Here is a 23,412-nt window from a genome sequence, read left to right on the forward strand (position 1 = left end):
CGTACGTCGTCCGTGCGCAGGGGAAGTGCAGAGGACAGGACGGCCATACTGCGGGCGTCCTGTGGGAGTTCGAGGCAGGGGCGCATTTGAATAATAGTCAACAGCGCGGTCGTCAGGATGCCCGACGGCCCGGCACGACCGCCCGTTCACAGGTTCGCAGAGCGGAACTCAACGCCGTCGGACGCAAGTTGTTCGCCGACACCCCCTACGACGCGCTGTCCATGGACGACATCGCCCAACAGGCCGGTGTCGCCAAGGGGTTGGTCTACTACTACTTCAAGAGCAAGCGCGGCTACTACCTGGCCGTCGCGGAGGAGTCGGTGGCCGAACTCGTCGCCCGCGCCCGCGCGGACACCGACCTGCCCGGCGCCGAACGCGCCCGCCGCGCCATCGACGGCTACCTCTTCTACGCCGAACACCACCAGGCCGCGTACCGCACCATCGTCACGGGCGGCGTCGGGTCCGACGCCGAAGTCCTCGCCCTGCGCGACGCGGTCCGCGAGGAATTGGTGGCCACCATCGCCGAGGCCGCCTACGGGCGCCGCGCCGTCCCGCCGGTCGCCCGCCTGGCCCTCGTCGGCTGGCTCTCCGGGGTAGAGGGAACCACCCTGGAATGGATCGGAGGACTGGGCGCGGACGGCGGCGACGGGCTGCCCGGCCGGGCGGAGCCCGCGGCGCTGCTGGTGCGGCACTAAGGGCCACTTTGACCGTGATCGAGGAATTCGTGCCGGAGTGCCCGGCTCCACCCGTACTCGAGGAGGCTTCGGGCACGGTCGGGGATCTTGACGATCAACGACCGGTGACGGGAAGCCCCTGATCGGGCATACTCAAGCCGCCGCAGCCGCTGAACAGCCCTTCCGTGATCCGGGAGGGCGGTATCGGCTGTGAGAGCACCGAGACCCGACGACGCGTCCCACACCTCACGCGCCGTCGCCGTGCCCGATGAGGGAGGAGAGCGCCGCCATGAACGACCGCGCCCCGCAGCCGGTGGATCGTCAGCTGCCCACCGAAGAGTCCCGCGATCTGCTCGCGCTCGTACGAGAGATCGCGCAGCGGGAGATCCGCCCCCGGGCCGCCGAGGAGGAGGACGCCGGCCGCTTCCCCCGCGAGGTCTTCACCCTGCTGTCCGACTCCGGGCTGCTCGGCCTCCCGTACGACGGTGAGTTCGGTGGCGGCGAGCAGCCGTACGAGGTCTACCTCCAGGTGCTGGAGGAGCTCGCGGCTGCCCGGCTGACCGTTGGCCTCGGCGTGAGCGTGCACTCCCTGGCCTGCCACGGCCTGGCCGGCTACGGCACCAAGGAGCAGCAGGCGGCCCACCTGCCCGCGATGCTCGGCGGCGGACTGCTCGGCGCGTACTGCCTCTCCGAGCCGGCCGCCGGCTCGGACGCGGCCTCCCTCGGCACCAAGGCGGTGCGCGACGGCGACGACTGGGTGATCACCGGCACCAAGGCGTGGATCACCCACGGCGGGATCGCGGACTTCTACACCGTGCTCGCCCGGACCGGCGGCGAGGGACCCAAGGGGATCACCGCCTTCCTCGTCCCCGGCGACGCGGCGGCCCTGACGGCGGCCGTCCCCGAGAAGAAGATGGGGCTCAAGGGCTCACCCACCGCGCAGCTCCACTTCGACGGCGTACGGGTGCCGGACTCGCGGCGCATCGGCGAGGAGGGCCAGGGCTTCACGATCGCCCTCGCCGCCCTCGACGCGGGCCGGCTGGGCATCGCCGCGTGCGCGATCGGCGTGGCCCAGGCGGCGCTCGACGAGGCGGTCGCATACGCCCTGGACCGCAAGCAGTTCGGGCACCCCATCGCGGACTTCCAGGGACTGCGCTTCATGCTCGCCGACATGGCGACGAAGATAGAGGCGGGCCGCGCCCTGTACCTGGCGGCGGCGCGCCTGCGGGACGCGGGTAAGCCGTTCGCCCGACAGGCGGCGATGGCCAAGCTGTTCTGCACGGACACGGCGATGTCCGTGACCACCGACGCGGTGCAGGTGCTCGGCGGCTACGGCTACACGGCGGACTTCCCGGTGGAGCGGCTGATGCGCGAGGCGAAGGTCCTCCAGATCGTCGAGGGCACGAACCAGATCCAGCGCATGGTCATCGCCCGCCACCTGGCCGGCCCGGAATCCCGCTGACACCCCACCGGGCCGTGCACGGCCCCGGCCGGCCCTCCCGGGCGCGCCCGCGCCGTGGCCCTCGGCCTGGACGCGGGGACGGCGGCGGTCGGCGCCGTACGGTGTGCGGCATTTGCGAGCGCAGCGGTCAGGTAGCCGAACGTGGCTCCGACTGATCGCAGGGAGCCCCGGGCCCCTTACGGGCCGCACCGGCGCCGGGCGCGGTGACGGAGCCGACCGCCCGGTGGCCTGGTTCCCGCCGTGCCCTCGTGCGGCGGCAGCGGTCGGGTGACTGACGAATGTGCCCCGGCCCGGTCGCCGGGAGCGTCCGCCTCGTACGGGTGCGCACCGGAGCCGGTGGCTGCTGACGCCAGGAGCCACCCGTGCCGCGGCCCTCGGCCGGGGGCCGCGCGGGGCGGTGAGGCGGTCGGCACCGTGCGGCATGTGCGTGAGCGGAGCGCCCCTTTCGCGGGGCGCGCCGGAACGCCGGTTGCGGTGACGAGATCGGTCGCCCCGGTCACCCGCACCGCCCGTCGGGCGCGCCTGCCACAGCCTTCGGCCGGCGTGGGGAGGCGGGCAGAGCGCGGTGACGGAGCGGGTCGGCGCCGGCGGCGCCGGTCTCGTACGGGTGCGTCGACGGAGCCGGTGCAGGCGACGCAGCCGTAGCCCTGCCCCCTCGGGCGCGCCCGTGTCGCGGCCTCCGTCGGCGCGGGATGTGGGGAGGGCAGGGCGCGGTGACGGTGCCGGTCAGGTGCGCCCCGCGCGGCCGCGATCCCGGGTGTGAGGCGACGAGCCGGTCGCTCCGGCTGCCCGCGCGCGGTCGACGGCGGTAGGTCGAGGAGGGGGCGTCCGGCCACACGGGCCTCCGTTTCCGGGCCGTTCCCTCGTCGCCGGCCGGGCGGCCCGGCCCACTGCCGGGGCCCGCCCTGATGGGAGACCGCGTCGGCGGGCACGGGCGACGTCCGCACCTCACGGATGGCAACCCCGACCGGCCGGCGAGCCTCCCGGCAGGGACGGAGGCGGGCGAGCAGGGGCCGCCGGGGGGCATGCCCGGCTCGCCACCCCGGCCGCCGGCTACCGGCCGTCGGCTCGCTCACGCAGTCGCGCCGTCGCGACGTGGATCTTGAACCCGCAGGGGACGAGCCCTTCCGGCGTCGTCATCTCCCGGACCTCGGTGAAGAAGGCCTCACGCAGCCGTTCCACGCTCGCCCCGTCGAGCGGACCGACCGTAGAGAGTGGAGACGGCGGCCCACACCTCCCGCACCGGGCCGCTCAGATCGATGGGAACGGTCTCCCACTCCACCGCCTCGAAGCCCACCGGTCCGAGGACTTCATCGAGCCCCTCGCGACTACGCGCCCTCCTGTCCCCCAACGCCGGGATCCGCCGCGCGGCGGGCGCCTCCTCGATCGTGCGCCGCAACAGCCCGAGGAACCGCTCATACGCCTCGCCACCGACGGCCCCACCTCCCACCACGCATGCCAGGACCCCTCCGGGGGCCAGCACGCGGGCGACCTCGGCCGCGACCTGCTCGACCTCGCTCATCAACATCAGCGCCATGTGGGAGACACAGGCGTCGAAACTGTCGTCGGCGAAGGGAAGCTCCTGGGCCCGGCCCACTTCCAGCCTCGCCCCGCGAAGCGCCGGTCGGCGCCGTGCCAGTGCCACGGAATGCGCCGACAGGTCCACCCCCGCGAGTCGTCTCCCCTCCCCTCGGGCCAACAGTTCGAGCAGGACGCCGTCACCGCAGCCCAGATCCAGCACTCGCCTGCTTCCCGCCACCCGATCGCACAAGATCTCGTAGCCGGACCGGCCGTCCGGAGCGCGGCCGCGACCGAACGCCTCCGCGGTCACCGCCGGATGCTCGGCGTGGAATGCCTGCAAAAACGCCTCTTGCGCTGCGGTAGTCGTCACCCGACCAAGCTACGGCGCCCGTCCGCCTCACGCGGCGAGCCCGACCCGTCCCCCGCCAGGGGGAGGGCCGTGCCACGGGGAGGGGCCGCGCCGGCCGGGAGTGCCGGCATGTCACGGTGTGCCACAACCCTGGTACGGACGGCGGTTTCTGACGTACCGTCATATCCGCCCGAGCGGAGCCCACCCCGTACGCAGGAGGTTCGTCATGCCCGCCGACCGGCCCGTGCCCCTGGACGAGTACCCCATCCACCAGGCGCCGCTGTCGATGAAGCACCTCGTCAGCGGCGACCGCAACGCCTACGACCGCTGCATCTTCCACGTCTTCGACCACGCCGGCCGTGCCGTCCTCATCCTCGGCCTCGGCGTCTACCCCAACGCCGGCGTCATCGACGCCTACGCCACCCTGCGCCTCGGCGACGAACTCCTCGCCGTCCGCGCCTCCGACGCCCTCGGCGACGACCGGATGAACCTCTCCGTCGGTCCGCTCCGGATCACCGTCGACGAACCGCTCAAGCGGATCACCCTCCGCTGCGACGCCGACCCCGCCGACCCCGAGGGGCTCTCCTACGACCTCACCTGGACCGCCGAGTTCCCCGCCGTGTGGGAGCCGCACCACATCCAGCGGCGCGGCGACCGTCTCATGGTGGAGGGTCGACGTTTCGTCCAGGCGGGCAACGTCTGCGGCACCATCCGGGCCAAGGGCGAGCGGTTCACCCTCGCCCCCACCACCTGGACCGGCACCCGCGACCGGAGTTGGGGCGTGCGACCCATCCCGGGCGAGGACGGCGGTCGCGCCGCGGACGAGTACCGCCCCGAGGGCTTCCACTGGCTCTGGGTCCCCGTCCGCTTCGAGGACCGCTTCCTCATGGTCATCACCCAGGAGGACGCTGACGGCCACCGCACCCTCGGCGAAGCCGTCCAGGTGTTCCCCGAGGGCAGCGGCCGGCGCGACGTCCAGCTCGGCTGGCCGCACACCGACATCCGCTACCGCCCCGGCAGCCGCCACCCCGAGAGCGCCGTCGTCCACCTCACCGATCCGGCGCGCAAACCCCTCGAACTCGGCGTGCAGATCCTGAACTCCTCCCCGCTCGCCGTCGGCGCCGGTTACCCGCCCGCCGCCGACTGGCAGCACGGCACCTGGCAGGGGCGCGGCTGGACCGACCGGCGCGTCTACGACCTCTCGGACCCCGGCGCCCACCCCATGGCCGCCTTCGGCGTCACCGACCACTCGGCCCGCTTCACCCTCGACGGCCGGGTCGGCCACGGCATCTTCGAGCACGGCAGCTTCGGCCGCCACGACCCCGGCGGCTTCGCCGACTACACCTCGGTCGCGCCCTAGCCCCGCGCACCCCGCCGCGCGCATCCGCCCCCGCGCACGAGCCCCCGTACCAGAACCGGAACAGAGGGGTAGTCCATGGCAACGGCACCACGTCCCCGCACCTCCACCCGCGACCCCGAGGAGCTCGGCCGGCGCCTCACGGCCTGGCTCGACACCCGCCTCCCCGGCGCGAAGGTCGTCAACACCTCCGTGCCCGGCTCCAACGGCATGTCCAGCGAGACCCTCCTCTTCGACATCGAGCACCCCGACGCCCCCGACCGGGCCTGCGCCCTGCGCCTGGCCGCCGACCCGGCCGCCTACACCGTGTTCCCCACTTACGACATGGGCCGCCAGTACCGCGTGATGCGGCTGGTCGGCGAACACACCGACCTCCCCGTGCCCCGGGTGCGCTGGCTGGAAGAGGACCCGCGGCCGCTCGGCGCGCCCTTCTTCGTCATGGCCCGCGCCGAAGGGCGCGTCCCGCCCGACGTCATGCCCTACACCTACGAGGGGAACTGGCTGCACTCCGCCACCGACGCCGAGCGCGCCGTCCTCCAGGAGGCGAGCATCTCCCTCCTGGCCCGCCTCCACGACCAGTTCCCGCCCATCGAGGCGCGGTTCCTCCTCCCGCCCGGTTCCGGGACCCCGCTGCGCCGGCACTTCGAGGCCCAACGCGCCTATTACGCCTGGGTGGTGGACGGCGTGCCCAGGTCACCGCTGCTGGAGCGGGCCTTCGACCGGCTGGAGGAACTCTGGCCCGCGGACGAGGGCGAGAGCGTCGTCAACTGGGGCGACGCGCGGATCGGCAACGTGATCTACCAGGCCGACGGCTTCGAACCGGTGGCCGTGCTCGACTGGGAGATGGCGGCGTACGCCCCGCGCGAGGTGGACCTCGGCTGGACCGTATACCTCCACCGCTTCTTCCAGGACCTGACCGTCGGCTTCGGCCAAGCGGGCCTGCCGGACTTCCTGCGCCGCGACGACCTCGAACGCCGCTACGCCGAACTCACCGGGCACACCCCGCGCGACATGGAGTTCCACACCCTGTACGCCGCCCTGCGGCACGGCATCGTGATGCTGCGCATCGCCTACCGGCAGGCGCACTTCGGCGAGGTCGGCGGGCCGACGGACGGCGACCACGCGGACGGCCTCATCCTGCACCACGCCGCTCTGGCCGCCATGGTGCGGGGAACGTACTGGTAGGGCCCTCGGCCCGGCCGGTCAGGCGGCCTGGGCGTGCTGACGCATCTGCGGCGGCAGCACGGCCGCCGTCATCCGCACCGGACGCGAGCCCGGACCGCCGACGTGCGAGAAGGGCTGCGTCCGCCAGTCCAGCCCCTGCGGCAGCGTCAACACGACCACCGCCGGCTCCGGCGCGTCCGACTGGAACGCGCCCACCGTCGGCAGCGCCTCCGAGGCCGGGCGGCCCGTGCCCGCGCACACCGTGAGCCCGAACGGGTTCCACGGGGTCAGGCAGAGCGCGTGCTGCGGCAGGTACTCCTCGTCGGTGGCCAGGGCGATCGACTGCCCGCAGTCGGGGCAGACCGCGTGGTGGATGTCGAACCCGTCGGCATCTTCGAGATAGTCCAAGTCGTCCGCGTACTCGGATTCGCTCATGCGGCCGGCGCCGTTGGTGTTCAGCATGGATGTACTCCCCCTTGGGTGGGCCGGGCGGGCAGATTCTTCGGCCACGGCCACAGCAAGCACTTCCCGTCGCGCGGCACGAGTAACCACGAGAGCCGCGCGTACGCATCCATACCCCTGTGGCCTTGGTCACATGCCCGCCGCAGGTGCCGTTTCCCCGTGGACACCGCTGGGCCTGGAGCGGCTCTGGGCAATAGGTTGAGCGGCTATGAGCGCAATGGAGGAGCTGGACCGCCAGATCGTGGATCTGCTCGTGCGGGACGGGCGGATGAGCTACACGGATCTGGGCAAGGCCACGGGACTGTCCACGTCGGCAGTCCATCAGCGAGTACGCCGGCTGGAGCAGCGCGGAGTCATCCGCGGCTACGCGGCCGTCGTCGATCCGGAGGCCGTCGGGCTGCCGCTGACGGCTTTCATCTCGGTCAAACCGTTCGACCCCAGCGCCCCCGACGACATCGCCGAGCGGCTCTCGGGGGTCCCGGAGATCGAGGCGTGCCACAGCGTCGCGGGCGACGAGAACTACATCCTCAAGGTGCGCGTGGCCACGCCCCTGGAACTGGAAGACCTCTTGGGCCGGCTCCGCGCCCTGGCCCACGTCGCCACCCGCACGACGGTGGTCCTCTCCACCCCCTACGAAGCCCGTCCACCCCGCGTCTGACCCTGCTACGCGGCCTCCGCGCCGCGTAGAGGCCCCGGGCCCCGCCTTCCCCGGCCCGGGCCGCCCGTGGGGGCGTGTGCGGGGGGAGGCGGGCGACCAGCCAAACTGGGGGCATGACTGACCGCACCGCCTCCGCCACCGCCGCCGGAACCCACCGCACCGTCCTGCTCCGCGGCGGCGAGGTGCACAGCCCCGCCGACCCCTTCGCCACCGCCATGGTCGTCGAGCGGGGCCACATCGCCTGGGTCGGCTCCGAAGGCGCCGCGGACGCCTTCGCGCAGGGCGTGGACGAGGTCGTCCACCTCGACGGGGCGCTCGTCACACCGGCCTTCACCGACGCGCACGTCCACACCACGTCCACCGGCCTCGCCCTCACCGGCCTCGACCTCTCCGCGGCCCGCTCACTGCCCGAGGCCCTGGCCCTCGTCCGGGCCCACGCCGCCCGCCGCCCCGCCGACCGGGTGCTCCTCGGCCACGGCTGGGACGCCGCCCGCTGGCCCGAGCGCCGGGCCCCGCACCGCGCCGAACTCGACGAGGCCGCCGGCGGGCGCCCGCTCTACCTCAGCCGTGTGGACGTCCACTCGGCCGTCGTCACCACCGCGCTGCTGGACCTCGTCCCCGGCGTCCACGCGACCGGTGACGAGCCGCTGACCCGCGACGCCCACCACGCCGTCCGCCGGGCCGCGCTCGACGCCGTCACCCCGGCCCAGCGCGCCGAGGCCCAGCGCGCAGCCCTGGACCGCGCCGCCTCCCTCGGCATCGGCTCCGTCCACGAGTGCGGCGGCCCCGAGATCTCCTCACCCGAGGACTTCACCGCCCTGCTGGACCTCGCCACCCAGCACCGAGGCCCGCGCGTCTTCGGCTACTGGGCCGACCGCGACATCGAGCGCGCGGTGGAACTCGGCGCGGTCGGCGCCGCCGGTGACCTGTTCGTGGACGGCGCCCTCGGTTCGCACACCGCGTGCCTGCACGCCCCCTACTCCGACGCGACCCACACCGGCACGGGCTACCTCGACTCCCGCGACGTCGCCGCGCACGTCGTCGCCTGCACCGAGGCGGGCCTCCAGGCCGGGTTCCACGCCATCGGTGACGCCGCGATCACCGCCGTCGTGGAGGGGTTCCGGGCCGCCGCCGAAAAGGTCGGCCTCGCCCGCGTCCGCGCCGCCCGCCACCGCGTCGAGCACGCCGAGATGATGACCCCCGCCACCATCGCCGCCTTCGCCGAGCTGGGCCTGACCGCCTCCGTGCAGCCCGCTTTCGATGCCGCCTGGGGCGGCGAGGACGGCATGTACGCCGACCGGCTCGGTGCAGGGCGGGCCAGGACCCTCAACCCCTTCGCCGCCCTGCTCAAGGCCGGTGTACCCCTGGCGTTCGGCTCGGACGCCCCCGTCACGCCCCTCGACCCCTGGGGGACCGTCCGCGCGGCGGCCTTCCACCGGACCCCCGAACACCGGATCTCCGTACGCGCCGCCTTCGCCGCGCACACCCGCGGCGGGTGGCGGGCGCTCGGCCGGGACGACGCGGGCACCCTCGTCCCCGGCGCCCCCGCCGACTACGCGCTCTGGCGCACGGAGGAACTCGTGGTGCAGGCCCCCGACGACCGGGTGGCCCGCTGGTCGACCGATCCCCGCTCCGGCACCCCCGGGCTGCCCGACCTGACGCCCGGCGCGGACCTGCCCGTGTGCTTGGCGACGGTCGTGGGCGGCCGGGAGGTATTCGTACGGCCACAGGGGTGATCCGGGGGGCCTCGGTTCGGTACCGGTGGCCCGACCCGGATAGGTTCGGCCGGGTCCACCACAGGACGTCCCTTCCGGACGGATCCGTCCGCCCAGCGCACCCGCGCCTCGGGGGCGAGGGAAGGTTTCGCCGGTGCGGGCGCCCCCAGCGGAAGTTGGGGGAGGGTGGCCCCAGGTCGGGGCCCGGCGGTCCAGTAGACAACGGCCACGGTCACCCGCAGCCAGCGGGAGCCTGGCCGGCCCGAAGGACCGCGGGCCCCGATCGCTGTTCTAAAATCGTTCCGCTGTGACGGGACGGACGAGGCGGGGCTGGACGAGAAGCATGCAAGGGGACCTAGTGAGCGACGGCGGACAGCGGACCTACGGGCCCCTCGGGACCACCTTGGTGATCATCCCCACGTACAACGAGGCGGAGAACGTCGCACTGATCGTCGGCCGCGTGCGCGCCGCCGTACCCGAGGCGCACATCCTCGTCGCCGACGACAACAGCCCGGACGGCACCGGCAAGCTGGCCGACGAACTGGCCGCCGCCGACGACCACGTCCACGTCCTGCACCGCAAGGGCAAGGAAGGACTGGGCGCCGCCTACCTCGCGGGCTTCGCCTGGGGCCTGGAGCACGGCTACGGCGTCATCGTCGAGATGGACGCCGACGGCTCCCACCGGCCCGAGGAGCTGCCCCGGCTGCTGACCGCGCTCGCCGGCGCCGACCTGGTGCTGGGCTCGCGCTGGGTGCCGGGAGGTCGGGTCGTCAACTGGCCCAAGAGCCGCGAGATCCTCTCCCGTGGCGGTTCCACCTACTCCCGGCTGATGCTGGGCGTCCCGATCCGCGACGTGACCGGCGGCTACCGCGCCTTCCGCCGCGAGACCCTGGAAGGGCTGGGCTTGGAGGAGGTCGCCTCGGCGGGCTACTGCTTCCAGGTCGACCTCGCCCGCCGGGCCGTCCGCAAGGGCTTCAGGGTCGTCGAGGTCCCCATCACGTTCGTCGAGCGCGAGTTCGGCGACAGCAAGATGAGCAAGGACATCGTGGTCGAGGCCCTGTGGCGGGTCACCCAATGGGGCATCAAGGCCCGTACGGCCAAGCTCACCGGCAGGCCCGAGGCGTAGCCGCCCCTGCCCGGACGTCCCTCCCGGACAACACCCCCAGGGACCTTCAGGGACCCCTAGGGGATGTCCGGTACCTCCGACTGAGGTCGCTTTTACGCCATCCCGGGCACACTGGGGTCATGACGACCGGCACCTCGACTGCTCCCCGGCGGCGCTCGGCCGCCCGCACGTACCTCCCCCTGGCGGTCGCCGCCTGGTTCATCCTGGAGATCTGGCTGCTCAGCCTGGTCGCGGGGGCGGCCGGCGGCTTCACCGTCGCCCTGCTCCTCCTGGGCGGGCTACTGCTCGGCGGTGTGGTCATCAAGCGGGCGGGCCGCCGAGCCTTCCGCAACCTCACCGCGGGCTTCCAGCGGGCACAGCAGGGCGTGGCGCCCGAGGACCGGCAGCCCGGCCAGGGCAATGGCCTGGTCATGCTGGCCGGACTGCTCCTGATCCTGCCGGGCCTGCTCTCCGACGTCGCCGGACTGCTCCTGCTGCTGCCGCCCGTGCGCGCGCTGGCCGGCCGACGATTCACCCGTTCCCTGGAACGCACGATGACCTCGGCGACGGGCGGCGGCTTCGGAGCCGCGTTCCAGCAGGCCCGCATCCACCAGCCCGACGGCAAGGTCGTGCGGGGCGAGGTCATCCGCGAGGACCGGCCGCAGCCCGGACCGGGCGCCGGCCCCTCCGGCCACCGTCCGCCGCTGGCCTCATGAGACCGAACGCCGTAGACACCCATAGACACATAGACCCATAGGCCCGTAGACCCGTGGCCCGGGCGCCGGAGCACCCGGGCGTTCGAGTCCCACGGGCCTACGAGTCCCGTGAGCCTACGACTCCCGCGAGCCCCGAAGCGCCAGGACGCGGGCACGCCGAGGGCCCCCGCCACAGGAAGTGGCGGGGGCCCTCGGCTTTGTTCCCAGTCCGGGTGTCAGGCGGACTTGCGGCTGTCCCGCGGATGCACGGCAATGTTCATGGCGCCGGAACGCAGGACCGCCAGCCTCTCGGCCAGCACTTCCTCGAGTTCCTCGCGGGTGCGTCGCTCCATGAGCATGTCCCAGTGCGTTCGCGCGGGCTTGCCCTTCTTCTCTTCGGGCCCGTCCCCGTCGACCAGGAGTGCCATGGCGCCGCACGCCTTGCACTCCCACTCCGGCGGAATTTCTGCCTCAACCGAGAACGGCATCTCAAATCGATGACCGTTCTGGCATGCGTACTCCACCGCCTGGCGCGGGGCCAGATCGATGCCGCGGTCCGTCTCGTAGCTGGTAACCACGAGCCGCGTACCGCGGAGAGCTCGCTCACTCATGAATCGTGCCTCCCGGGCTTGTCGCCCACAGGACAGGTGTCGCTGTCGTCGTCATCCGGTCAACGTCCGGTCGGCGGTATAGATTCCCGCTCCGGGTCGTGCGTCGCCCGTCGTGCCGCCCCTTGTTGTACCCACCGCTGCCCGTTTTGTCACATCTGGCAGCAGATGTCACCCAGCGCTCATGCTTCTCATGCGCGCAGTAACGGTCCGCCTGGCAGGGCAAAGGCGTACACTACCGGCCCTTTGCTTCAACGTCGAAATTCGTTCCGAATTCGTTCTCAGAGCCGTTCGGGAACAGGATTGCCCGCCGCCTCCACCGCGCGCCGCACCGGCACCCGGGCGAGCAGCACGAAACCCAGTGCGAAGAACGCCACCAACGAGATGATCGCCGTCCGATAGCTGCCGGTGACCTGGTACGTCAGGCCGAACACAAGCGGGCCGACCCAACTCAGCCCGCGGTCGCTCATCTCGTACGCGGAGAAGTACTCGGCCTCCTTGCCCGCCGGGACCAGGTGGGAGAACAGCGAACGCGACAGAGCCTGGCTGCCGCCCAGCACCAGCCCGATCATCGAGGCCAGGACGAAGAACCACGCCGGGGTGTGTGCCGGCAGGAAGTAGCCGGCCGCCAGCGTCAGCGCCCACGCGGCCAGCGAACCGAGGATCGTCCGCTTGGCGCCGTAGGTACGCGCCAGCCGCCCCATCCCGAGCGCGCCGACCACCGCCAGGACCTGTACCAGGAGCACCGCCACGATCAGCGTCGACTGCTCCAGCCCCAGCTCCTGCGACCCGTAGACCGAGGCCTGCGAGATCACGGTCTGCACGCCGTCGTTGTAGATCAGGTAGGCCAGCAGGAAGGACAGCGTCAACGGGAAGCGGCGCATGTCCCGCAGCGTCGCGACCAGCTGCCGCCAGCCGCTGACCGGCGCCGCCGCTCCCGCCTCCCGTATCACCGCCCGGTCGCGCAGCCTGCGCAGCGGGACGATCGTGAAGGCCCCCCACCACAGGCCCGCCGAGGCCAGGCAGATCCGTATCGCCGTGCCCTCGGACACGCCGAAGGAGTCGTGGCCCTGGAACAGCACCAGGTTCAGGACCAGCACGAACGCGCCCGAGGTGTACCCGAACGCCCAACCCCGCGAGGAGACGGTGTCCCGCTCGTCGGGGGTGGCGATCTGCGGCAGATAGGCGTTGTACAGCACCATCGAGACCGCCAGCGAGGCGTTCGCGACGACCAGCAGCAGCCCGCCCAGCAGGTACCGCTCGCCGCTCAGGAAGAACATCCCGGTGGTCGCCGCCGCACCCGTGTAGGCCGCCGCCGCCAACAGGGGCTTCTTGCGCCCGCCGCGGTCGGCCACCGCGCCGGCCAACGGCATGATCAGCACGGCGACGATCACCGAGATCGACACCGAGTACGCGAAGAACGACCCGGCCCGGACCGGGATGCCCAGCGGGTGCACGTAGCCCTCGGCGTCGGCCGCCGCCTTGGCCACCGAGGTCAGGTACGGCCCGAGGAACACCGTGAGCACGCTCGTCGAATAGACCGAGCAGGCGAAGTCGTAGAAGTACCAGCCGTGCTGTTCGCGCTTGCGGGCGGCGGCGGATCTGCCGTCCTCCGCCCCCGGTTCCGCTTCGTCCGTCGTCTGCGCCGTCATCCGGTGTCCCCTCGCTGTCCCCGTGCCGCACCGGCCGACCGGGCCCGCGCACGGGCCCGTCGAGCGGTCAGGCCCAGGCTCCGCGACGGTCCAGCACCGTGCGCAAGATGTCGATCCGGTCGGTCATGATGCCATCCACGCCCAGGTCGAGCAGCGTCTCCATGCGTTCCGGTTCGTTCACGGTCCACACGTGCACCTGGAGCCCGCGCGCGTGCGCGGTGCGAACGAAGCGCCGGTCGACCACCCGTACGCCCGCCTGGGTCTCCGGGACCTGCGCCGCGACCGCGCCCACCCGCAGGGCCGCCGGGATCGCATAGGAACGCAGCCGCAGGCCCAGCACCCCCAGGGCCCCGTACGAGGTCGCCAGCCGGGGCCCCGCGATCCGGTGCGCCCGTGCCACCCGGCCCTCCGAGAACGAACCCACGCACACCCGGTCCCACACGCCGGCCCGGGCGATCAGGTTGACCAGCGGGTACAGCGCCGATTCGGCCTTGATGTCCACGTTCCAGCGGGCGTCCGGGAACTCCTCCAGCAGGTCCTCGAAGAGCGACAGCCGCTCCGTCCCGGCCACCCGCGCCGCGCTCACCTGCTTCCAGGACAGCTCGGCGATCCGACCCTTCGCGTCCGTGACGCGGTCCAGGGTGGCGTCGTGGAAGGCGACCAGCTTGCCGTCGGCTGTGGCGTGCACATCCGTCTCGAAGTACCGGTATCCCGTCGCTGCGGCCCGTCGGAAGGCGGCGGCGGTGTTCTCCAGACCGTCCGCCGCACCGCCCCGGTGGGCGAAGGGGATCGGAGCCGGGTGGTCGAGGTACGGATGGCGAAGGCGTACGTGCGTCACGGCGGCAGTATGCCCGCTGTGACCGGTGGGACGTGAGCGGCCGGACGGACGCGCGGTGAACGATCCGAGACCACTGGCCCGAATGGACCTCTCCATGACACCCTGACCCGGCAGGAGCAATCCAATACCGGCCTGCGAACCGGGCCGGTCGGGGCCAATTCGATGAAGGTGGACCGGACAGCATGGCTCAGTGGACCTCAGCGGTCGGTGCCGCCCAGCTCGCCCGTCTGATCACCTCGCAACAGGACCGGCCTCCCGTACCCGGTTCCCGCAAGCCCCCCGCCTACCGCGTCCTGGCCGACGGGATCAGGCTGCTCGTCCTCGAAGGCCGCGTCCCCGTCGCCGCGCGGCTGCCCGCCGAACGGGAACTGGCCGTCGCGCTCACCTTCAGCCGCACCACCGTCGCCGCCGCCTACGAGGCCCTGCGCGGGGAGGGATTCCTCGAATCCCGCCGAGGCGCGGGCAGTTGGACCGCCGTACCCGCCGGGAACCCGCTGCCCGCCCGGGGCCTGGAACCGCTGCCGCCCGAGTCCCTCGGCTCGATGATCGACCTGGGTTGCGCCGCCCTCCCGGCCCCGGAGCCCTGGCTCACCAAAGCCGTCCAGGGAGCCTTGGAGGAGCTGCCGCCCTACGCGCACACCCACGGCGACTACCCGGCCGGACTGCCCGCGCTGCGCCGGATGCTCGCCGACCGCTACACCGAGCGCGGCATCCCCACCATGCCCGAGCAGATCATGGTCACCACCGGCGCGATGGGCGCCATTGACGCCATCTGTAGCCTCTTCGCGGGCCGGGGCGAGCGCATCGCGGTCGAATCCCCCTCCTATGCCAACATCCTCCAGCTCATGCGCGCCGCCGGGGTGCGCCTCGTACCCGTGGCGATGTCCGCCGGGCTGGGCGGCTGGGACATGGACGTCTGGCGTCAGGTGCTGCGGGACTCCGCGCCGCGCCTCGCCTACGTCGTCGCCGACTTCCACAACCCGACCGGCGCCCTGGCCTCGGACGACCAGCGCCGCGCCATGGTCGAGGCGGCCCGCTCCGCCGGTACCGTCCTGGTCGCCGACGAGACCATGGCCGAACTCCGGCTCGACCCCGACCTCGCCATGCCCCGGCCGGTCTGCTCCTTCGACCCGGCCGGCTCCACCGTCATCACCGTCGGCTCCGCCAGCAAGGCCTTCTGGGCGGGCATGCGCATCGGCTGGGTCCGCGCCGCCCCCGACGTCATCCGCAGCCTGGTCGCCGCGCGCGCCTACGCCGACCTCGGCACCCCGGTACTGGAACAGCTCGCGGTGAACTGGCTGATGCGCACGGGCGGCTGGGAGGAAGCGGTGGAGATCCGCAGGGTCCAGGCCAGGGACAACCGTGACGCGCTGGTCGCGGCGGTGCGCCGGGAACTGCCGGACTGGGAGTTCGACGTACCCCTGGGCGGTCTCACGCTGTGGGCCCGAGCGGGCGGACTGTCCGGCTCGCGCCTGGCCGAGGTGGGGGAACGGGTCGGCGTGCGCGTCCCCTCGGGCCCCCGGTTCGGCGTGGACGGGGCGTTCGAGGGGTACGTCCGGCTGCCGTTCACCGTGGGCGGCCCGGTCGCCGAGGAAGCCGCCGCCCGGCTGGCGGCGGCGGCCCGGCTGGTCGGTACGGGTGCGGGCGGCAGCGGCGCGGAGCCGCCGCGCACGTTCGTCGCGTAGCCCGCAAGCAGGTCGCGGCGGCGGGCTCAGGGCCGGTTCAGGGCGGGCTCAGGGCCCGACGGGCCAGGGGCCGCGGGCCTTCGGCGTCTCCGCCGAGACCTGCCGCTCCTCCCGCGCGTCCTTCTCCTCCCGCCGCTCCGTCTCCTCGCCGCCGTCCTCCTCGGCGTCGATCGACGGCGCCTGCGCCTGGGCCGGCGGCTGGACGATGCGCAGCGGCGTGGCCGGGGCGACGTGCTCCGGCCCCGCCGGCCCGGGCGCGTGCCGCTCCGTCCGCTCCGGCAGCAGCGCCCGCACCGCCTGCCGGTGTGCCGGATGCGCGGCGTCGTCGTACGGGTCTGGCGTGGCCGGTACCTGGAGCCGGTGGACGGGACCCGCGCCCAGGCGGGCGTACCCGCGCCCCGGCGGCACCTGTGGCGTCGGGGTGGTGTGCGGGGGCAGCCCCAGTACCTCGGCGATCTGCCGGCTGCCGGCCGGGCCGAGCACCACCCGGGCCCGCGTGTACTGCCAGACGCAGTCGCCCAGCAGCTCCAACTGCTCGAACTGCTCGGCCACCACCACCGTGACGTGCGCCGCGCGCCCGTGGCGCAGCGGCACCTGGAGCCGCCCCAACGGCTCCGGGCCGCCCTCGGCCGCCGCCAGGTGAGCGAGGACGCCGGGCCGGTCGAGCAGGACCCACAGCGGGCGGCGGGTGTCCTCGGGCATGGCGCTGCCCGCCTCCCGGGCCCGTTGGGCGGCGATCAGCCGCCGCTCCGTCTCCTGCGCCGCCCACTCCAGCGTGGCCTGCGCCCCGCTCGGACCGCACTCGACCGCGAGCACCCCCGCCCGGCCGGCGAGGCAGGCGTACTCGCCGCTGCCACCGCCCTCGACGATCAGTACCTCGCCGCCGTGCCGCAGTGCCTGCAAGGCGATCGAGCGCAGCAGGGTCGAGGTGCCGCTGCCCGGCTGACCGACGGCCAGCAGGTGCGGCTCCGTCGAGCGGGGTCCCGTCCGCCAGATCACCGGGGGCGCGTCACACGGCTCGTCGCCCGCCAGGACGGGCAACGTGCGCTGCACACCGCCGGCGTCGGTGAACCCGAGGACCGTCTCCCCGGGGGCGGTCACGAACGGCTGGGCGGCGATGCCCGTCGGCAACGCCTCCAGTACCCGCAGTTCGAGCTGGTTGCCCTCCTCGTCCCAGTCGAAGAGGTACTCCCGCCCGCGCCCGGACTTGGCGTGCAGCAGGGCCTCGATCCGCGCCCGGGCGGCGGGCTCGCCGTCCGCGAAGTAGGCCGGGTAGCGGATGCGGAGCCGGGTGACGCGGCCCGACGCGTCGAACGCGTGGTCGCTGAACGCCTGGTCCCAGCTCCCGCCGTGGGCGAACAGGGGGCTCGGGTCCTCCGGGACGGAGAAGTAGGGCACGAGGGCCTCGTAGAGCGAGCAGAGGCGTTCGGTCTCGGCGTCGCTGGGACCGGTCTTCACCGGGGTGCGCGGCCGCCCCTGCCAGGCCGCCGCCGCCATCAGGGAGAGCAGGCCGATGAGCGGGCCGTAGGGCATGAGCGCCAGGGCGAGGACGACCGCGGCCCCCAGGAACAGCGCGGGGCCGCGTTTGTCCTTGGGGGTGTCGGCCCACTTGCGGCGCCCCATGGCGGCCAGGACGCGCAGACCGCGCCCGATGACGAGCAGCGGATGGAGGACGTCCGTGGCGCTGTCGGCGGCCGTGCGGGCGAGGTCGCGGCCCCGGGCCAGCGACGTGGTGCCGCCGATGAGGATGCGGGGGAGTGGGCGCCGGGCCACGGGCGTCTCCTGGAGTTGTGGTGTGGCGGGACGGTGCGGTCGCGAGCGGTTCGGGGGGCGGGGCGGGGTGGTCGCGGGCGGTTCGGTCGCGAGCGGGGCGGGTGCGGTGTGGTCTGGCGCGGTGCGGGCCCTGATGGCCCGTCAGGCCGGCCCGGGCCGGCCGGCCTGAACGGCGTACGGCGGGCTCAGAGCTTGATCCCACCGAGGAGGCTCGCGAGGCTCGCCGTGCTCGCCGTGATGCTCGGGGCGATGGCGGAACCGGCGAGGAAGAAGCCGAACAGCGAGCACACGAACGCGTGGGTCAGCTTCATCCCGTCCTTCTTGAAGAAGAGGAAGGCGATGATGCCGAGCAGAACGACGCCTGAGATGGACAGGACCATGACGACTTCTCCTGGTGAGTGGGAGGTGGGGCGGTCACCATCAGTTCTTCCAGGCTCACAGAAAGTATCAATGCGACAAAAGGTGCATAAGAGTGAATCCTGGCGACTTTCACTTGACCGGCCGCGCCCGGCTGGCGCGTCGGCCCCCGAGCGGTCAAGGGGCGCGGTGCGGGGGACGGGGAGGGGTGCTGCGGCCCGGGTGGACCGGGGTCAAGGGTGATCTTTGCCTCGGACCGTCCCCGCCATGTGCGGACCCGGGCGCTACGCTGGCGATTCACCCGTACGGACGCGGTCCCGTACGCCCCCATGCCCTCGCGGCCTGGGGAAACCCTTGCCGACGACAGTGAGTGAAAGGCGGTACGAACGATGAGCGAGCACACCGAGGACGGCGCCGGATCGCATGACGTCCCCGATGAGGACGTCATCGAGCTGGCCACCAAGATCTTCGACCTCGCCCGGCAGGGCGAGAGCGCCACACTGGCCGCGTACCTCGACGCCGGCGTCCCGGCGAACCTCACCAACGACCGCGGTGACACCCTCGTCATGCTCGCCGCCTACCACGGTCACGCCGAGGCCGTCACCGCCCTGCTGGAGCGCGGCGCCGAAGCCGACCGCGCCAACGACCGCGGCCAGACCCCGCTGGCGGGCGCCGTCTTCAAGGGCGAGGAGGCCGTCATCCGCGCGCTGCTCGCCGGCGGCGCCGACCCGTACGCCGGAACCCCCTCCGCCGTGGACACGGCGCGCATGTTCGCCAAGACCGACCTGCTGGCCCTTTTCGGAGCCGAGTAGTCCGTTTCCGGCCGGGACCGGCGCGCTTGCGACCGGTCCCCGACCTCACGGGTTGGCCACGGCGGACGTAAATGTGGTCGCGGCGCACAAACCGCCTGGGTCATCATGGCGTCGGATTCGATTCGCGGACATGACGGACGGGCAGGAGCGGGCTGGACACGAACGCCGTTCCCGCCCACCCCCGCCGAACCGGCCGTACTGATCGCGAAGCACCGACGAGAGTGAGAAGGCAATGGTCAACATCGAGCGGAACAAGACGGCGAACGTCCTCACATGCTGTTACGCGGCCCTGTGAATCCCGATTCCCGGTTGCGTCCCCAGCTTGATTTGAGGCCATTGCCATGTTCGAACCAGTCATAGCGCCGAGCGGCACCCTGCTCGGGCTCCTCCAGCGCGGCCGCGGCGACGGCACGCTGCACGCGCTCGCGGCGCCGAGGGCGGAGGCCCTCGCGGCCCTCGACCAGTGCGTCGTCAGCGATCCGCGCCGGGACTGGCAGGTCGAGAACCGCTCGCTGTACTACGCCCGCCTCTACCTGGACCTCGACGGCCCCCTCGGCGAGATCGAGGCCCACCTCTTCGGCGCCGAGGACGTCCTCGACGAGGACGAGCACCGGACCGGCCTAGCCCTGTCCGTGCTCGGCCACCTCGCCGCCTACGGGCGCGACGACGCGCTCATGCTGCTGCGCCGATACGCCGCCCACGGCGCGAACTGGTCCTGGGCGCTCGACGAACTCGCCCTGCGCGACGACGACGAGGGCCTGCGGTCCCTGGCCGCACCCGTGCTCGCCCGCTTCCCCGCCACGCAGGACGGCGAGGCGCGGCTCGCCGCCGCCGTCCGCGACGCCTACGAGCCGCGGCCCTGGCGGCTGTGGGAGGAGACCGTCGCCCACGGGGAGCGGTTGCGCGCCGCCCGCCAACAGGGCTCCTTCGACCGCTGGCAGCGCCAACTCACCCCCAAGGGCCCCCAGCCCGGCTGGGGCGTCCAAGCCGTCTTCGAATGGGCCGCCGAGGGGCTGCGCCGCGGCACGCCGCTGCACGTGCCGGCCGCCCGCTGCCTCGCCGCCGTCGCCGCGCCCGAGGACCGCCCGACCGTCTTCGCGGCCGCCGCCGGAACGCACGGCGAGGCCGCCCGGGCCACGGCCCTGCACCACCTCGTCCTGGCCGAACCGGACAACCCGGCCGTGCTGGACCTCATCGAAGCCGCCGGGGACGAAGCCGCCGTGGCCGCCTACGAGCGGATGTGCGGCCCCGCGGCCGTCGAGCGAGCCCGCCTGTGGGTCCACCGCCCCGACGCCCTCGGAGCCGCCGCCGGCGCCCTCCTCGCGGCCCGCGGCGGCCCCGAGGACGCCCGGTTCGTCCTCGGGGCCCTCCGCTCCACCGTCCGAGGCCACGGCCCCGACACCCGGCGCCTGTTCGCCCTCGTCGACGGCGCCGGCCGACTGGCGATCGGCTGCGCGGCGCCGGTACTGCGGCACATCTACCGCGAGACGTCCTCCTCGCACCTGCGCGGCCGGGCCGCCCGGGCCCTGGCCGGCACGGACGCGTCCTTCGCCGCGGGCTTCGCCGTCGAGTGCCTGTGGGACTGCGAGGAGACCACCCGAGAGGTCGCCGCCCGTCACGCCGAGACCGCCGACGCACGGGTGGCCCCGCGCCTGCGCCGCCTCGCGGCCGACCCGGCGGAGGAAGAGGACGTCCAGTCGGCCGTCCGCAGCCGTATCGCTCCGGAGTCGACGGTGTAACGGACCGACCGCCCACCTCTCGCCGGGCGGTCATCCGGGGACGCGCACCTCGCCCGGCCGCCGAAGCGGGGCCCTGGAACCGGTACGCGGCCTCGTCGCCCGCTCGGCTCCGCCCCAGGGCCGACAGCCTCGTCGCCCGCCGGGCCTGGGCCTGATCCCGCCTTGCCCGGGCCGGGCGAGGGTGCGGTGCCGGGTGCGCGGCTTTGTCGTCGGATCGGCCGGCGGGCCGGGGCTTGAGCCCGCTGCCCGGCCGGGCAGCGGGCGGGAAGGCGGGGCTCGCAGGCCCGTCGCCCGCCCGGGCCGCCCCGGCACCGGCAGCCTCGTCGTCCGCTCGTCACCCCCTCGGCCCCGGGGCAGCCTCGTCGTCCGCCGGGCCGGGGGCTGACCTCGCCTTGTTCGGGCCGGGTGGGGGCGCGGTGCCGGGTGCGCGGCTTTGGTGTCGGATCGGCCGCGGGCCGGGGTGCGGGCGGGAAGCGGGGGCTCGCAGGCCCGTCGCCCGGCCGGGCCGGGAGTGGGGCCTACGCCCGCACGAAACGCACCACGGTCCCCGGCCCCGCCTGGGCCGCCGCGTCCAGGGGGCGCCCCGGGAGGACCACGCCGAGCACCGGGTAGCCGCCCGTGACGGGGTGGTCGGCCAGGAACAGCACCGGGAGGCCGTCCGGGGGGATCTGCACCGCGCCCAGCACCATGCCCTCGCTCGGGAGTTCCCCGCGCCGCCGCCGGGTCAGCGCAGGGCCGCCCTCCGTGCGCAGACCGATCCGGTTCGACCGGGCCGACACCCGGTAGGGCGAACGCAGCAGCCGTTCGACCGAAGCCGCCTCGAACCAGTCGGCCCGGGGGCCGAGCCGCAGCGGCAGCACCAGCTCCGACGGCGGCCCCGGCACCCCCAGGGCGTCCGCCCCGCGGACCGGGTCGGCCCCGGCCGGCCCCACCGGCAGCACCGTCCCGGCCGACAGGACGGCGGGGCCCAGCCCCGACAGCAGGTCCGTCGAGCGACTGCCCAGCACCTGCGGCACGGCGAACCCGCCCCGCACCGCGACGTAGCTCCGCAGCCCCGAGTCCGCGCGGGCGACGTCGAGCTCCGCCCCCGCCCGCAGCCGGACCGGCGCTCCCCAGGGTGCCGGGCGCCCTGAGACCCGTACCGCGCAGGGCGCCCCCGTGACGGCCACGGTTAACGGGGCCCGCGCGCGCAGCGCCACGCCGTCCATCGTGGTCTCCAGGGTGGCGGCGTCCGCCGGGTTGCCCACCAGTCGGTTGGCCAGCGCGTGCGCCCCCGCGTCCAGGGCCCCCGACCGGGGCACGCCCAGGTGCGCGAACCCGGGGCGCCCCCGGTCCTGGACGGTGGTCAGCGCTCCCGCCCGCACCACCAGCAGCCCGCTCACGCCCTCGCCTCCTCGAACCGCACCCGTACCCCCGGAGCGAACAGCGCGGCCGGCTCCCGCTCCGGGTCCCACACCACCGCGTCCGTCGATCCGATCAGCTGCCAGCCGCCGGGCGAGGAGCGCGGGTAGACGCCCGCGTACTCGCCGGCCAGCGCCAACGAGCCGGCCGGGACCGACGTACGGGGCGTTGCCCGTCGGGGCAGGTGGAAGCGGGTCGGAAGCCCCGTCAGGTAGCCGAAACCGGGCGCGAAGCCGCAGAACGCCACCCGGAAGACGATGCCCTCGACGACCTCCGGGACCTCGTCCGCCGCCACCCCCCACAGCGCCGCCACCTCCGCCAGGTCCGGCCCGTCGTACCGGACCGGGACCCGCACCAGCGGCCCCTGGGACGGCGCCAGGTCGGGCACCTCCCAGCGGGCGATCCGCGCCCCCAAGGCGACCGGGTCCGTCACCCCGTCCAGCAACACCGTCCGCGCCGCGGGCACGATGTCCCGCACGCCGCCCAGCTCCGCGCGCCGCCGCAGCAGTTCCGCGTGCAGCGCGGCGACCTCCGCGGCGGAGTCGGTCTCCAGCAGCAGCGCCCCGGTGCCCACGACGAGCGGCCTCACGCGAACGCCTCCACGCGCACCCCGGCCGCGCCCAGCGCCCCGCGCACCCGAAGCGCGAGGTCCGCGGCGCCCGGGGTGTCCCCGTGCAGGCACAGCGAGCGCGCGTCCACCGGGACCGCCGACCCGTCCGCGGCCGTCACGAACCCCTCGGCCGCCATCCCGACCGCCCGGGCCACCACCGCGTCCGCGTCGTGCAGGACCGCCCCCGGTTCGCCTCGCGGCACCAGCGTCCCGGCCGCCGTGTACGCCCGGTCGGCGAAGGCCTCCCGTACCGCCGGCAGTCCGGCGGCCTCGGCGGCCGCCAGCAGCAGCGAACCCGGCAGCCCCAGCACGGGCAGCCCCTCGGGGCCGGCCGCGAGCAGCACCCCGGCGACGACGGCGCCCGCCTGGGCCACGTCCCGCACGGTGCGGTTGTAGAGCGCGCCGTGCGGCTTCACGTAGGAGACGGCGGAGCCGGCCGCCCGGGCGAACACCTCCAGCGCCCCGATCTGGTAGGCCACCTCGTCGGCCAGCTCGCGCGGCGGCACGTCCATCGCCCGCCGCCCGAAACCCGCCAGGTCCCGGTAGGAGACCTGCGCCCCGATCCGTACGCCGCGCTCGGCGGCCAACTCGCACACCCGGCGCATGATGGACGGGTCTCCGGCGTGGAAGCCGCAGGCCACGTTGGCGCTGGTGACGACCGACAACAGGGCCTCGTCGTCCGTCAACGTCCACCGTCCGAAGCCCTCGCCGAGGTCGGCGTTGAGGTCGATGACGGGTGTGATCACGGGAGCCATGCGGTGAGCGTAGAACAGGC

General features: G+C 73.9%; 21 protein-coding genes and 1 pseudogene. 11 read left to right on the top strand and 11 right to left on the bottom strand.

What is annotated here, in order from left to right; translation table 11 throughout:
* Nucleotides 1–86 precede the first annotated feature (86 nt).
* Nucleotides 87–817 (top strand): annotated as a pseudogene (locus ACV7NM_RS26660) (TetR/AcrR family transcriptional regulator).
* A 146-nt stretch (nucleotides 818–963) separates the two neighbouring features.
* A complete protein-coding gene (locus ACV7NM_RS26665) occupies nucleotides 964–2,136 on the top strand; it encodes an acyl-CoA dehydrogenase family protein (protein ID WP_463412646.1) in 1,173 nt (390 codons plus the stop codon).
* A 1,053-nt stretch (nucleotides 2,137–3,189) separates the two neighbouring features.
* Here the strand turns inward: ACV7NM_RS26665 and ACV7NM_RS26670 are convergent.
* Both ACV7NM_RS26670 and ACV7NM_RS26675 read right to left on the bottom strand, forming a co-directional pair.
* Nucleotides 3,190–3,318, bottom strand: coding sequence for a hypothetical protein (locus ACV7NM_RS26670; RefSeq protein WP_463412647.1), 129 nt, complete (start codon nucleotides 3,316–3,318; stop codon nucleotides 3,190–3,192).
* Nucleotides 3,302–4,027 (bottom strand): class I SAM-dependent methyltransferase, encoded by a 726-nt coding sequence (locus ACV7NM_RS26675; RefSeq protein WP_463412648.1) that lies wholly within the window; start codon nucleotides 4,025–4,027, stop codon nucleotides 3,302–3,304. The genes ACV7NM_RS26670 and ACV7NM_RS26675 overlap by 17 nt, the downstream gene beginning before the upstream one ends.
* A gap of 205 nt (nucleotides 4,028–4,232) precedes the next feature.
* On the opposite strand from ACV7NM_RS26675, the gene ACV7NM_RS26680 reads away from it, so the two are divergent.
* Both ACV7NM_RS26680 and ACV7NM_RS26685 read left to right on the top strand, forming a co-directional pair.
* Nucleotides 4,233–5,366: a hypothetical protein gene (locus ACV7NM_RS26680; RefSeq protein ID WP_463412649.1), complete on the top strand. Its 1,134-nt coding sequence runs from the start codon at nucleotides 4,233–4,235 to the stop codon at nucleotides 5,364–5,366.
* A gap of 75 nt (nucleotides 5,367–5,441) precedes the next feature.
* Nucleotides 5,442–6,548: a phosphotransferase family protein gene (locus tag ACV7NM_RS26685; RefSeq protein WP_463412650.1), complete on the top strand. Its 1,107-nt coding sequence runs from the start codon at nucleotides 5,442–5,444 to the stop codon at nucleotides 6,546–6,548.
* A gap of 18 nt (nucleotides 6,549–6,566) precedes the next feature.
* Here the strand turns inward: ACV7NM_RS26685 and ACV7NM_RS26690 are convergent, their stop codons facing one another.
* On the bottom strand, nucleotides 6,567–6,989 hold the full coding sequence (locus tag ACV7NM_RS26690) for a hypothetical protein (protein WP_463412651.1): 423 nt from the start codon (nucleotides 6,987–6,989) through the stop codon (nucleotides 6,567–6,569).
* Nucleotides 6,990–7,206: 217 nt separating this feature from the next.
* Between ACV7NM_RS26690 and ACV7NM_RS26695 the strand changes: the two genes are divergently transcribed.
* The 4 genes from ACV7NM_RS26695 (at nucleotide 7,207) to fxsA (ending at nucleotide 11,183) form a co-directional block, all read left to right on the top strand.
* Nucleotides 7,207–7,647 (top strand): Lrp/AsnC family transcriptional regulator, encoded by a 441-nt coding sequence (locus ACV7NM_RS26695; RefSeq protein WP_030774701.1) that lies wholly within the window; start codon nucleotides 7,207–7,209, stop codon nucleotides 7,645–7,647.
* Nucleotides 7,648–7,760: 113 nt separating this feature from the next.
* Complete coding sequence (locus ACV7NM_RS26700; protein ID WP_463412652.1) at nucleotides 7,761–9,383, top strand: amidohydrolase; 1,623 nt, start codon at nucleotides 7,761–7,763, stop codon at nucleotides 9,381–9,383.
* Nucleotides 9,384–9,705: 322 nt separating this feature from the next.
* Nucleotides 9,706–10,488 carry a polyprenol monophosphomannose synthase gene (locus ACV7NM_RS26705; RefSeq protein WP_463412653.1) on the top strand — a complete coding sequence of 261 codons (783 nt, stop codon included), beginning with the start codon at nucleotides 9,706–9,708 and terminating at the stop codon, nucleotides 10,486–10,488.
* 119 nt (nucleotides 10,489–10,607) lie between these two features.
* Nucleotides 10,608–11,183 carry an FxsA family membrane protein gene (gene fxsA, locus ACV7NM_RS26710; protein WP_463412654.1) on the top strand — a complete coding sequence of 192 codons (576 nt, stop codon included), beginning with the start codon at nucleotides 10,608–10,610 and terminating at the stop codon, nucleotides 11,181–11,183.
* A 215-nt stretch (nucleotides 11,184–11,398) separates the two neighbouring features.
* Here fxsA and ACV7NM_RS26715 read toward each other — a convergent pair whose 3' ends face one another.
* The 3 genes from ACV7NM_RS26715 to ACV7NM_RS26725 form a co-directional block, all read right to left on the bottom strand.
* Nucleotides 11,399–11,773 (bottom strand): RNA polymerase-binding protein RbpA, encoded by a 375-nt coding sequence (locus tag ACV7NM_RS26715; protein WP_007262928.1) that lies wholly within the window; start codon nucleotides 11,771–11,773, stop codon nucleotides 11,399–11,401.
* A gap of 278 nt (nucleotides 11,774–12,051) precedes the next feature.
* Complete coding sequence (locus ACV7NM_RS26720) at nucleotides 12,052–13,422, bottom strand: MFS transporter (RefSeq protein WP_463412655.1); 1,371 nt, start codon at nucleotides 13,420–13,422, stop codon at nucleotides 12,052–12,054.
* A 67-nt stretch (nucleotides 13,423–13,489) separates the two neighbouring features.
* On the bottom strand, nucleotides 13,490–14,260 hold the full coding sequence (locus ACV7NM_RS26725) for a glycerophosphodiester phosphodiesterase (protein ID WP_463412656.1): 771 nt from the start codon (nucleotides 14,258–14,260) through the stop codon (nucleotides 13,490–13,492).
* A 182-nt stretch (nucleotides 14,261–14,442) separates the two neighbouring features.
* Here ACV7NM_RS26725 and ACV7NM_RS26730 point away from each other — a divergent pair, with 182 nt between their 5' ends.
* Nucleotides 14,443–15,945 carry an SCO1417 family PLP biosynthesis transcription factor gene (locus tag ACV7NM_RS26730; protein WP_463412657.1) on the top strand — a complete coding sequence of 501 codons (1,503 nt, stop codon included), beginning with the start codon at nucleotides 14,443–14,445 and terminating at the stop codon, nucleotides 15,943–15,945.
* Between the two features lie 48 nt (nucleotides 15,946–15,993).
* Here ACV7NM_RS26730 and ACV7NM_RS26735 read toward each other — a convergent pair whose 3' ends face one another.
* Together ACV7NM_RS26735 and ACV7NM_RS26740 are read right to left on the bottom strand one after the other, a co-directional pair.
* Entirely contained in the window at nucleotides 15,994–17,718 is a 1,725-nt protein-coding gene (locus ACV7NM_RS26735) for an ATP-binding protein (protein WP_463412658.1), read from the bottom strand.
* A gap of 185 nt (nucleotides 17,719–17,903) precedes the next feature.
* Nucleotides 17,904–18,098, bottom strand: a complete 195-nt coding sequence (locus ACV7NM_RS26740) for a hypothetical protein (RefSeq protein ID WP_136210723.1) — start codon at nucleotides 18,096–18,098, stop codon at nucleotides 17,904–17,906.
* A 366-nt stretch (nucleotides 18,099–18,464) separates the two neighbouring features.
* Here ACV7NM_RS26740 and ACV7NM_RS26745 point away from each other — a divergent pair, with 366 nt between their 5' ends.
* A complete protein-coding gene (locus ACV7NM_RS26745; protein ID WP_463412659.1) occupies nucleotides 18,465–18,887 on the top strand; it encodes an ankyrin repeat domain-containing protein in 423 nt (140 codons plus the stop codon).
* Between the two features lie 341 nt (nucleotides 18,888–19,228).
* Nucleotides 19,229–20,626, top strand: a complete 1,398-nt coding sequence (locus ACV7NM_RS26750; RefSeq protein ID WP_463412660.1) for a HEAT repeat domain-containing protein — start codon at nucleotides 19,229–19,231, stop codon at nucleotides 20,624–20,626.
* Between the two features lie 518 nt (nucleotides 20,627–21,144).
* Here the strand turns inward: ACV7NM_RS26750 and ACV7NM_RS26755 are convergent.
* The 3 genes from ACV7NM_RS26755 to ACV7NM_RS26765 are packed head-to-tail and all read right to left on the bottom strand — an operon-like array spanning nucleotide 21,145 to nucleotide 23,392.
* Complete coding sequence (locus ACV7NM_RS26755; RefSeq protein ID WP_463412661.1) at nucleotides 21,145–22,008, bottom strand: 5-oxoprolinase subunit C family protein; 864 nt, start codon at nucleotides 22,006–22,008, stop codon at nucleotides 21,145–21,147.
* Nucleotides 22,005–22,616, bottom strand: a complete 612-nt coding sequence (locus ACV7NM_RS26760; RefSeq protein ID WP_463412662.1) for a 5-oxoprolinase subunit B family protein — start codon at nucleotides 22,614–22,616, stop codon at nucleotides 22,005–22,007. Before ACV7NM_RS26760 ends, ACV7NM_RS26755 begins: the two co-directional genes overlap by 4 nt.
* Nucleotides 22,613–23,392, bottom strand: a complete 780-nt coding sequence (locus ACV7NM_RS26765) for a LamB/YcsF family protein (RefSeq protein ID WP_463412663.1) — start codon at nucleotides 23,390–23,392, stop codon at nucleotides 22,613–22,615. Before ACV7NM_RS26765 ends, ACV7NM_RS26760 begins: the two co-directional genes overlap by 4 nt.
* Between the last annotated feature and the right edge of the window lie 20 nt (nucleotides 23,393–23,412).

This window comes from Streptomyces sp. Tek67B01 (assembly GCF_055231995.1).